Genomic DNA, 8,854 nt, shown 5'->3' with positions numbered 1-8,854 from the left:
AGGTCGCGGCCGACGTGCAGCTCGATGCGCTCGGACGCCTCGCGGGCGTCCCACCGCTCGACGGTGACCGAGATGACCTCGGCGAGCTCGTCCCCGTAGGTGTTGACGACGAACGAGACCGCCTCCCCGAGACGGGCCTCGGCGACGCCCTTCCAGTGAGGGTCGTCCGTGAGCCGTCGCCCGAGATGCTCGAGGAGCTCGTCGCCGCGGGCGTGGAAGTACGAGGTCTCGTCGTCCATCGCCGTCTCGAGGGCCGCCCGGAACGACGCCCAGAGCCCCACGGCCGTCTCGGCCGCCTGCGGGTGGGTCAGCAGGCGCTCCTTGAGCGACTCGGCACGGGCCATCACCTCGGCGTCGTGCTGGAGGTCGTGGGCGAGGCGGCGCAGGAGGTCGTCGAGGGCGAGCCGGGCGGGGTGGCGCGGGTCGCGGCGGATCTCGCGCAACCAGGTGAGGACCTGGTCGTAGGTCCACGAGATGACGCGCTCGTCGAGCCACGGCGGGGTCCACCACGGAGCCCGGGTGGTCAGCACCTCGGCGTACGTCCCGGGGTTCTCGCGCAGCCAGTCGTGCAGCTGCTCGAGCCCGAGGTCGACGAGCCCGTGGTGCGTGCTCTCCTCGACGACCCCCTCGAGGAGGGCGCCGGCGATCGGGCTGACCGGCTCGCGGGCCAGCCGCGGCACGAGGAAGTCGGTGACGATGGTGCGCACCTCGTCGTCGGTGAGCCGGCCCAGCCCCGCCCGCGCCACCCGGACGGCCTCGGTGAGCACCCGGCGACGGTTGCCCGGCCGGCCGAGCCAGCGCCCGACACGTCCGGTGACGTCGGCGGCGACGAGCCGCTCGCGGGCGATCTCCTCGGTGAGGAAGTTCTCGGTGACGAACTCCTGGAGGTTGCGGCCGATCTCGTCCTTGCGTCGCGGGATGATCGCGGTGTGCGGCACCGGGAGGCCGAGCGGGTGCCGGAACAGCGCGGTCACCGCGAACCAGTCGGCCAGCGCGCCGACCATGGCCGCCTCGGCACCGGTGTTGACGTATCCCCACACCCCTTCGTGGTCGAGGCGCAGGGTCGCGAGGAACACGACGGCGGCGAGCAGCAGCAGCGCCAGCGCCACGAGCCGCATCCGGCGCAGGCCGGCCCGGCGGCGGTCGTCGGCCGGCGACGCGTCCATGAGGCTCACCCGCCCGATCCTGCCGCACGGGCGGGTCGCCCGCTGCCGCGCCCGCCTACGCTGGTGCGGTGCAGTTCCTCAACGGCCTGATGCCCCAGCTCGACCTCACCTACGACGACGTGTTCATGGTGCCGAACCGGTCGGCGGTGACCAGCCGGCTCGACGTCGACCTCAGCACCACCGACGGCACGGGGACGACCATCCCGCTCGTCGTCGCGAACATGACGGCGATCGCCGGCCGGCGGATGGCCGAGACGACCGCGCGCCGCGGGGCCATCACGGTGATCCCGCAGGACATCCCGGCCGAGGTCGTGCACGAGGTCGTCGCGTGGCAGAAGTCGCGCCACCTCGTCTACGACACCCCGATCACGCTCGACCCGACGACGACGACCGGCGAGGCGCTGGTCCTGCTCCACAAGCGCGCCCACGGTGCCGCCGTCGTCGTGCAGGGCGAGCGGCCGGTCGGCATCGTCACCGAGACCGACCTCACCGGCGTCGACCGGTTCACCCAGCTCGCCGACGTCATGGTCCGCGAGATGGTGACGCTCGACGACGGCGTCGACGTCGAGAAGGCGTTCGACGTCCTCTCGCACGCCCGGCGGCGGCTCGCGCCCGTCCTCGCGCCCGACGGCCGGCTGGTCGGCCTCCTGACCCGCGCCGGCGCCCTGCGCGCCCACCTCTACACCCCGGCCGTCGACGACGCCGGCCGGCTGCGCATCGCCGCGGCGGTCGGCATCAACGGCGACGTCGCCGGCAAGGCCCGTTCGCTCGCCGAGGCCGGGGCCGACGTCCTCGTCATCGACACCGCGCACGGCCACCAGGAGAAGATGATCGAGGTGCTGCGGCAGGTGCGCGCCCTCGACCTCGGGGTGCCGCTCGTCGCCGGCAACGTCGTCTCCGCGGCGGGCACCCGTGACCTCATCGAGGCGGGCGCCGACATCGTCAAGGTCGGCGTCGGCCCCGGCGCCATGTGCACCACCCGGATGATGACGGCGGTCGGCCGGCCGCAGTTCTCCGCGGTGCTCGAGTGCGCCTCCGCCGCACGCGAGCTGGGCAAGCACGTCTGGGCCGACGGCGGCGTGCGGCATCCGCGCGACGTCGCCCTCGCGCTGGCCGCCGGTGCGTCGAACGTCATGATCGGGTCGTGGTTCGCCGGCACCCTCGAGTCGCCGGGCGACCTCTACACCGACGAGCAGGGGCGGCAGTACAAGGAGTCCTTCGGGATGGCCTCGGCCCGTGCGGTGCGCCACCGGACGGCCACCGACACCGCGTACGAGCGGGCCCGCAAGGAGCTGTTCGAGGAGGGCATCAGCAGTGCCCGGATGTACGTCGACCCGACCCGGCCCAGCGTCGAGGACGTCATCGACGAGATCGTCGCCGGTCTGCGCAGCTCGTGCACCTACGCCGGCGCGCGCACCCTCGAGGAGTTCCACGAGCGCGCGACGGTCGGGCTGCAGAGCACCGCCGGGTTCGCCGAGGGCCGCCCGCTGCACACCTCCTGGTGACCCCGGGTTTCCCGCCCGGTGCGCCGAGCCCCGGGGGCGCACCGGAACCGTTCCCCGGCGACCCCGGGGTTTCCGGCACCGGGCGGGAAAGTCGTCGGGGGGGCGGCTTGGCAGGATGAGGCCATGGCCTACGACGTCGAGCGCATCCGGTCCCACTTCCCTGCTCTCGCCGAGGGGGCGGCGCACTTCGACGGGCCCGGCGGCAGCCAGGTCCCGGACGTCGTGGGGCGGGCGGTCGCCGACACCCTGACCTCGGCCATCTCGAACCGGGGCACGGTCACCTCCTCCGAGCGGCGGGCCGAGGCGGTCGTCGGCGACTTCCGGCTGGCGATGGCCGACCTCCTCGGCGCCGACCCGCGCGGCATCGTGTACGGGCGGAGCGCGACCGCACTCACCTACGACCTCGCGCGGGCGATGGCCAAGGGCTGGGGGCCGGGCGACGAGGTCGTCGTCACGCGGCTCGACCACGACTCGAACATCCGGCCGTGGGTACAGGCCGCCGAGGCCGTCGGGGCGACCGTCCGGTGGGTCGACTTCGACCCGACCTCGGGCGAGATGCCCACCGCCGCCGTGGCCGAGGCCCTCTCCGACCGGACCCGCCTCGTCGCGACGACCGCCGCCGGCAACCTCATCGGCACCCGCCCCGACACCGCCGCGATCTCGGAGGCCGCGCACGCCGTGGGGGCCCTGCACTGGGTGGACGGCGTGCACGCCACGGCGCACCTGGCCGTCGACGTCGCGGCCCTCGGCGCCGACGTGTGGACCTGCTCCCCGTACAAGTTCCTCGGGCCGCACTGCGGGGTGCTGGCCGCCGACCCGGCCCTCCTCGAGACGCTGCACCCCGACAAGCTGCTGCCGTCGAGCGACGCCGTGCCCGAGCGCTTCGAGCTGGGCACGCTGCCCTACGAGCTGCTGGCCGGCGCCACGGCCGCCGTGGACTTCCTCGCCGGGCTCGACGACCTCGACACCCCGGTGACGCCGGACGACCGCCGCGAGCGGCTCGTCGCCTCGATGGCCGCCCTCGAGAAGCACGAGGAGGGGCTGCTCGCGACCCTCGAGCCGGCGCTCCGGGCACGGCGCGGGGTCACGGTGTGGTCCAACGCCGCCCGGCGCACCCCGACCCTCCTCTTCTCCGTCACGGGTCGCGACCCGCAGGACGTGCGGGGCGTCCTCGCGAGCCACGGCGTCAACGCGCCGGCGGGCAGCTTCTACGCCGTCGAGTGCAGCCGCCACCTCGGCCTCGGCGACACCGGAGGGGTACGAGTCGGCCTGGCGCCGTACACGAACCGCGACGACGTCGACCGGCTGCTCACTGCGCTGGACGACGTCTGCTGAGGGCGGTCCCGCCGTCGGCGGGCTGTGACAGCATCGGGGGATGGTCGTCCTGCTCGAGCCGCTCGAGGCGCCCGTCGAGCCCGTCGACGCGCTGCGCCGCATCGCCTTCCTCCTCGAGCGCACCCGGGCCGGCACCTACCGCGTCGAGGCGTTCCGCAACGCGGTGAAGCGGCTGCGCTCCCTCGACCCCGACGAGGTCCGCGAGCGCGCGGAGGGCGGCAGGCTCCAGGAGCTCGAGGGCATCGGCAGGTCCACTGCGGGCGTCATCGGCGAGGCGGTCGCCGGCGACGTGCCGGAGTACCTCGCCTCGTTGCAGGAGAAGGCCGGCGGCCCCCTCGTCGACGGCGGTGACGCGATGTACGCCGCCCTGCGCGGCGACTGCCACCTCCACTCGGACTGGAGCGACGGCGGCTCCCCCATCGACGAGATGGTTCTCACCGGCGTCGAGCTCGGCCACGACTGGATGGTCCTCACCGACCACAGCCCGCAGCTGCGCGTCGCCAACGGCCTGACGGTCGAGCGCCTCCGCCAGCAGCTGAAGATCGTCGACGGCGTGAACCGGTCGCTCGCAGGGCAGTTCACACTGCTCAAGGGCATCGAGGTGGACATCCTCGACGACGGATCGCTCGACCAGACCGACGAGATGCTCAGCCGGCTCGACCTCGTGACGGCGTCCGTGCACAGCAAGCTGCGGATGAACCGGGCGCCGATGACCAAGCGGATGGTCGCGGCCGTCTCGAACCCGCGGGTGAACGTGCTCGGCCACTGCACCGGCCGGCTCGTCACGGGCTCCCGCGGCACCCGGCCGCAGTCGGAGTTCGACGCCCGGGCCGTGTTCGAGGCGTGCGCCGAGCACGACACCGCCGTCGAGATCAACAGCCGCCCGGAGCGCTGCGACCCGCCCGACGAGCTCGTCACGCTGGCCCTCGAGATCGGCTGCCTGTTCAGCATCGACTCCGACGCCCACGCCCCGGGGCAGCTCGACATGAAGGCGTACGGCTGCGAGCGTGCCGAGCGGCTCGGTGTACCGGCCGAGCGCGTGGTCACGACGTGGGACGTCGACCGGGTCCGGGAGTGGGCCACCCCCTGAGTCTCGCTTTTGAGTCAATGACTTGACACATTGAGTCATTGGTCCGATGCTGGGCGACGTCCCGCCGGTCCATCCCCGAGGAGTCACCGATGAGCGTGCTCGCCGTCGTCGCCCCCCTCCTGTCCCTGCTCGCCGTCGCCGTGCCACTCCTGCTCGTCGTGGGCGCGGTCGGCCGCGGCCTGCCCCGGGACGCCTCGGACGAGGTGGACCGGGCGGCCCGGCGCCGGGTCCGGACGGCGAGCCGCGTCAGCGTCGGCGTGGCCGTGGTGGCGACCGTCGTCGTCCTCGCCCTCGGCGACGACCTGCCCCTGGCCGTGGGCCCGCTCGGCATCGGCGTGCTCGCCGTCGTCGCTGCCACCCTCCTCGAGCGCAGCTGGCCTCGCCCGGCCGGGACGGTGCGGACGGCCGCCGTCCGACCGCGGCCCGCCGCACCACGCTTCCTGCAGCGGGTCTGGGTCGGTTCGGCCGCCTCCCTCGCGGTCCTCTGCGTCGGCGGGATGCTGCTCTCGGCCCCGGACGGCCGCAGCCTCGAGGTGCACTGGGCCGGCGGGGCGGCCGGCCACTCGCCCTTCCCGGGCTGGCGCTACTCGCTGCCGGCCCTCGTCGCCCTCGCGGTCCTCGTCCTCGCGACCCGCTGGGGGCTGCGGACCGTCGAGGGCCGTCCCGCGCTGGACCCCGCGCACGAGCAGGTCGACGCCGACGCCCGCGTCACGAGCACCGCCCGCCTGCTGCGCGCCGCGGCGGTCGCGACCCTCGTCACCGTGGCCGCCTTCGCCTACGTCGCCGGGTCGGCGCTCGCCCAGATGGCCCAGACCCTCCGGATGAACCAGGCCCCCGTCGCGCTGGCGCCCCCGTTCGACTGGCGCCAGGACCTCGGGTTCGCGCTCTTCGGGGTGATGACCGCCGCGGTCGTCCTCGCCCTCGTCACGCTCGGTGCCGGTCCGACCCGGGCGCCGGCCCCCGCGGCAGCGGCCGACCCGGTACTCCGGTGACCGTCCTCACCGTCGACCTCGACGCCGCCGAGCCGCCGTACGAGCAGCTCCGCGCGCAGGTGGCCGGGCACATCGCGACCGGGGCCCTGCGCCCCGGCGACCGGCTCCCCACCATCCGGGCCCTCGCCGGCGACCTCGGCGTCGCGACCGGCACGGTGGCCCGCGCCTACCGTGAGCTGGAGGCGACCGGGCTGGTCACGACGCGTCGCCGCACCGGCACGATCGTCGCGTCGGGCACGACCGCCCAGGACGACACCGTCCGCAGCGCCGCGCGCGACTTCGCCGGCCTGGCCCGGCGGCACGGGCTGACCGAGGTCGAGGCGATCGACCTCGTCCGCGCGGCCCTGCGCGGAGGACCCGGGCCGGCGACGGGTCGCTGACGCGGCTCAGGCGCTGCGGCGGCCCCGGTTCTCGAGGTCCGCCCGCACCGCCGCGGGATCGACGGCCAGGGAACGCAGCAGGAGCCGCACGGCCTCGTCGTCGCAGCGGAGCACACCGAGAGCGATGTGCTCGGCCCGGATCTCCCGCGAGCGCAGGCGGATCGCCTCACGCAGCGCCAGCTCGAGGACCTTCTTGGCGCCCCGGCCGAAGGTGACGCGGCCGCGGGGGGGCGCGCGGTGCGCGGCGGTCGCGGCGTCGTCGAGGGCGCCCTCGCCGAACTGCCGGTCGACGGCGTCGCGGATGGCGTCGAGGTCGATGCCCAGGGCGCGCAGGGCGGCGGCGTCCTCCTCGTCGACCGGGTCGGCAGCCAGCCGGCCCGCGGTGTCGAGCCCGCGGCGGACGGACGCGTCGTCGATGCCGTGGGCAGCGAGGACACCGCTGACCGGGGTGTCGTCGTCGGTCAGGGCGAGGAGCAGGTGCACGGGGCGGACCTCGTCGACCCCGAGCGACCGGCAGGTCTCCTGGGACTCGACGACGACGGCTCGGGCGTCCTGCGTGAAGCGTTCGAACACGGTCTACCTCCGGGCGTGCTTGCGGTGGACGGTCTGCTTGGTGACCCCGAGGGCGTCGGCGATCTCCTGCCACGACCAGCCACGTTCCCGGGCGTTGCGCACCTGGAGGGTCTCGAGCTGTTCGAGGAGGCGGCCGAGGGCGGCGACCGCACGCAGGCCGACACGGGGGTCGGTGCTGTCGAGGTCCCCGGCGAGGTCGGAGGCGGTCCTGGCCATGACCGTCAGCATATGCTGACGCTTTCGATTCGTCAACACATGCTGACGCTCGGCCCGGGCCATCCGGGGTCCGGGCCACCGCCGCCGAGCACCACCACCCCCGTTTTGGTCGCTGGCGCGACGTCCCCTATGCTTTCCGAGTCCTCGACGGATCCGAGCGCCTGCGGACTGCGCGACGTGGAGGGGTTCGACGAGAGTCGGGTCCCCATCGTCTAGCGGCCCAGGACCCCGCCCTTTCACGGCGGTAGCACGGGTTCGAATCCCGTTGGGGATACGGTCTTGCACCAGCCAAGGCCCCGTAGCGCAGTTGGTTAGCGCGCCGCCCTGTCACGGCGGAGGTCGCGGGTTCGAGTCCCGTCGGGGTCGCTCCTTCACGAGAGGGGCCGGATACGTCCGGCCCCGTCGTGCAGGTCCGGCCAGGTAGCTCAGTTGGTACGAGCGTCCGACTGAAAATCGGAAGGTCGGCGGTTCGACCCCGCCCCTGGCCACCTCCATCGCCGCAGGTCAGGACACCTGCGGCGATCTGCATGTCCGGCCACAGCAGACCTCCTCGCTAACTCTTCGCTAACCGGGGACCCATCGAGCGTAGGGCGATGGGGTGACCCGTGGGTCACCTACCGTCGGCCTGTGGACAGCCGCGTCCACCGCAGCCAGGTAGTTGATCGCTCCAGAGAGCGGGACCTTGCCGGCAGTGCTGCAGCGCCCCACACTGGTGCGATGGCCGCCCGTCTTCGGACTCCAGGCCTTCGACCGAGCCCACGCGCCCCGTCGGCCAGCCACGAGGCCCCGGAGGTCGAGGACGCGCGCCGCGATCCCGACGCCCGGGCCTCGGCCTTGAGAGCGGCGCTTCGCAGAGCCCGAGTGCAAGCACTTCTGGGATCCCAGACCGATGCACCAGCGCCGGTTGTCTCGGGCGGTACCGAGCTCGATCTCGAGGAGCTCGTCGCCCGGACCGCCTCCTACTTCGCGCAGTCCATCCAAGAGACCACCCGCAAGACCTACGCGCGTCGGTGGCGTGACTTCGACCGCTGGTGCGGCCTCCACAGCCTCACCGCCCTTCCGGCCGCGTCCGAGACCGTCATGCTGTACCTGGTGGACTCCGCCCGACACGGCGTGTCCTTGTCGACGATCCGTGGCTGGGTCTCCGCCATCAACCGCGTCCACCTCGAGGCGGGTTATCCCGCACCCAGCGACGACCCGGCGATGACGACATTCCTCAGGGGCATCAGCCGGGTCGCCCCCCGCGGAGACCGCAAGCGTGTGGCGGCCCTCCGCATCTCCGACGTCAGGACCGTGTGCCGGCACCTCCGTGACCTGGAGGCTGACCCGGTGACCGTGCGCGACCTGGCGATCCTCCATCTGTCCCAGCACGGGATGAGCGACGGCGCCATCGCCCGCCTCGACTGGGACGACGTCGCCTTCGGCAGCGACGCCATGGTGCTCGACCTCTGCCCCTACGGACGCCTCCGCGACCGCTCGGTCACCATCGACGAGGCGAACACAGAGTCACCCGGGGCCGTGAAGGCCCTGCACCGGTGGCAGATCGTCAGCGGCGGGGGCGGGGCCCCCTTCCCCCCCCCCCCCCCCCCCCCCCCCC

9 protein-coding genes and 3 tRNA genes are annotated in these 8,854 nt (G+C 73.9%); 9 read left to right on the top strand and 3 right to left on the bottom strand.

Going from position 1 to position 8,854, the window contains the following annotated elements; genetic code table 11:
* On the bottom strand, positions 1–1,166 hold a 1,166-nt coding region (locus PKA89_RS08570; protein WP_324418603.1), incomplete at its 3' end, for a DUF445 domain-containing protein.
* A gap of 68 nt (positions 1,167–1,234) precedes the next feature.
* Between PKA89_RS08570 and PKA89_RS08565 the strand changes: the two genes are divergently transcribed.
* From PKA89_RS08565 to PKA89_RS08545, 5 genes are all read left to right on the top strand, one after another.
* Entirely contained in the window at positions 1,235–2,671 is a 1,437-nt protein-coding gene (locus PKA89_RS08565) for a GuaB1 family IMP dehydrogenase-related protein (RefSeq protein WP_324418539.1), read from the top strand.
* Positions 2,672–2,794: 123 nt separating this feature from the next.
* Positions 2,795–4,006: a cysteine desulfurase-like protein gene (locus PKA89_RS08560; RefSeq protein WP_324418537.1), complete on the top strand. Its 1,212-nt coding sequence runs from the start codon at positions 2,795–2,797 to the stop codon at positions 4,004–4,006.
* 40 nt (positions 4,007–4,046) lie between these two features.
* On the top strand, positions 4,047–5,096 hold the full coding sequence (locus PKA89_RS08555; protein WP_324418535.1) for a PHP domain-containing protein: 1,050 nt from the start codon (positions 4,047–4,049) through the stop codon (positions 5,094–5,096).
* A gap of 89 nt (positions 5,097–5,185) precedes the next feature.
* Positions 5,186–6,088 (top strand): hypothetical protein, encoded by a 903-nt coding sequence (locus PKA89_RS08550; RefSeq protein ID WP_324418533.1) that lies wholly within the window; start codon positions 5,186–5,188, stop codon positions 6,086–6,088.
* A complete protein-coding gene (locus PKA89_RS08545; protein WP_324418531.1) occupies positions 6,085–6,468 on the top strand; it encodes a GntR family transcriptional regulator in 384 nt (127 codons plus the stop codon). Before PKA89_RS08550 ends, PKA89_RS08545 begins: the two co-directional genes overlap by 4 nt.
* A gap of 6 nt (positions 6,469–6,474) precedes the next feature.
* On the opposite strand, the gene PKA89_RS08540 is transcribed toward PKA89_RS08545, so the two are convergent.
* On the bottom strand, positions 6,475–7,041 hold the full coding sequence (locus PKA89_RS08540; RefSeq protein ID WP_324418529.1) for a Clp protease N-terminal domain-containing protein: 567 nt from the start codon (positions 7,039–7,041) through the stop codon (positions 6,475–6,477).
* A gap of 3 nt (positions 7,042–7,044) precedes the next feature.
* Entirely contained in the window at positions 7,045–7,257 is a 213-nt protein-coding gene (locus tag PKA89_RS08535) for a helix-turn-helix domain-containing protein (RefSeq protein ID WP_324418527.1), read from the bottom strand.
* A gap of 201 nt (positions 7,258–7,458) precedes the next feature.
* On the opposite strand from PKA89_RS08535, the gene PKA89_RS08530 reads away from it, so the two are divergent.
* The 4 genes from PKA89_RS08530 to PKA89_RS08515 all read left to right on the top strand — a co-directional run.
* Positions 7,459–7,531 (top strand) — tRNA-Glu (locus PKA89_RS08530).
* An 18-nt stretch (positions 7,532–7,549) separates the two neighbouring features.
* Positions 7,550–7,623 (top strand) — tRNA-Asp (locus tag PKA89_RS08525).
* Positions 7,624–7,671: 48 nt separating this feature from the next.
* Positions 7,672–7,745: transfer RNA gene (locus tag PKA89_RS08520), tRNA-Phe, on the top strand.
* Positions 7,746–7,974: 229 nt separating this feature from the next.
* Positions 7,975–8,854, top strand: an 880-nt coding sequence (locus tag PKA89_RS08515; RefSeq protein WP_324418525.1) for a hypothetical protein, incomplete at its 3' end; no start/stop codon positions are given.

The sequence above is a fragment of the Phycicoccus sp. genome, assembly GCF_035325325.1.
GTDB lineage: Bacteria > Actinomycetota > Actinomycetes > Actinomycetales > Dermatophilaceae > Phycicoccus.
Note: the sequence above shows the minus strand (reverse complement) of the source record. Positions and strands in the feature narration are given on the sequence as shown.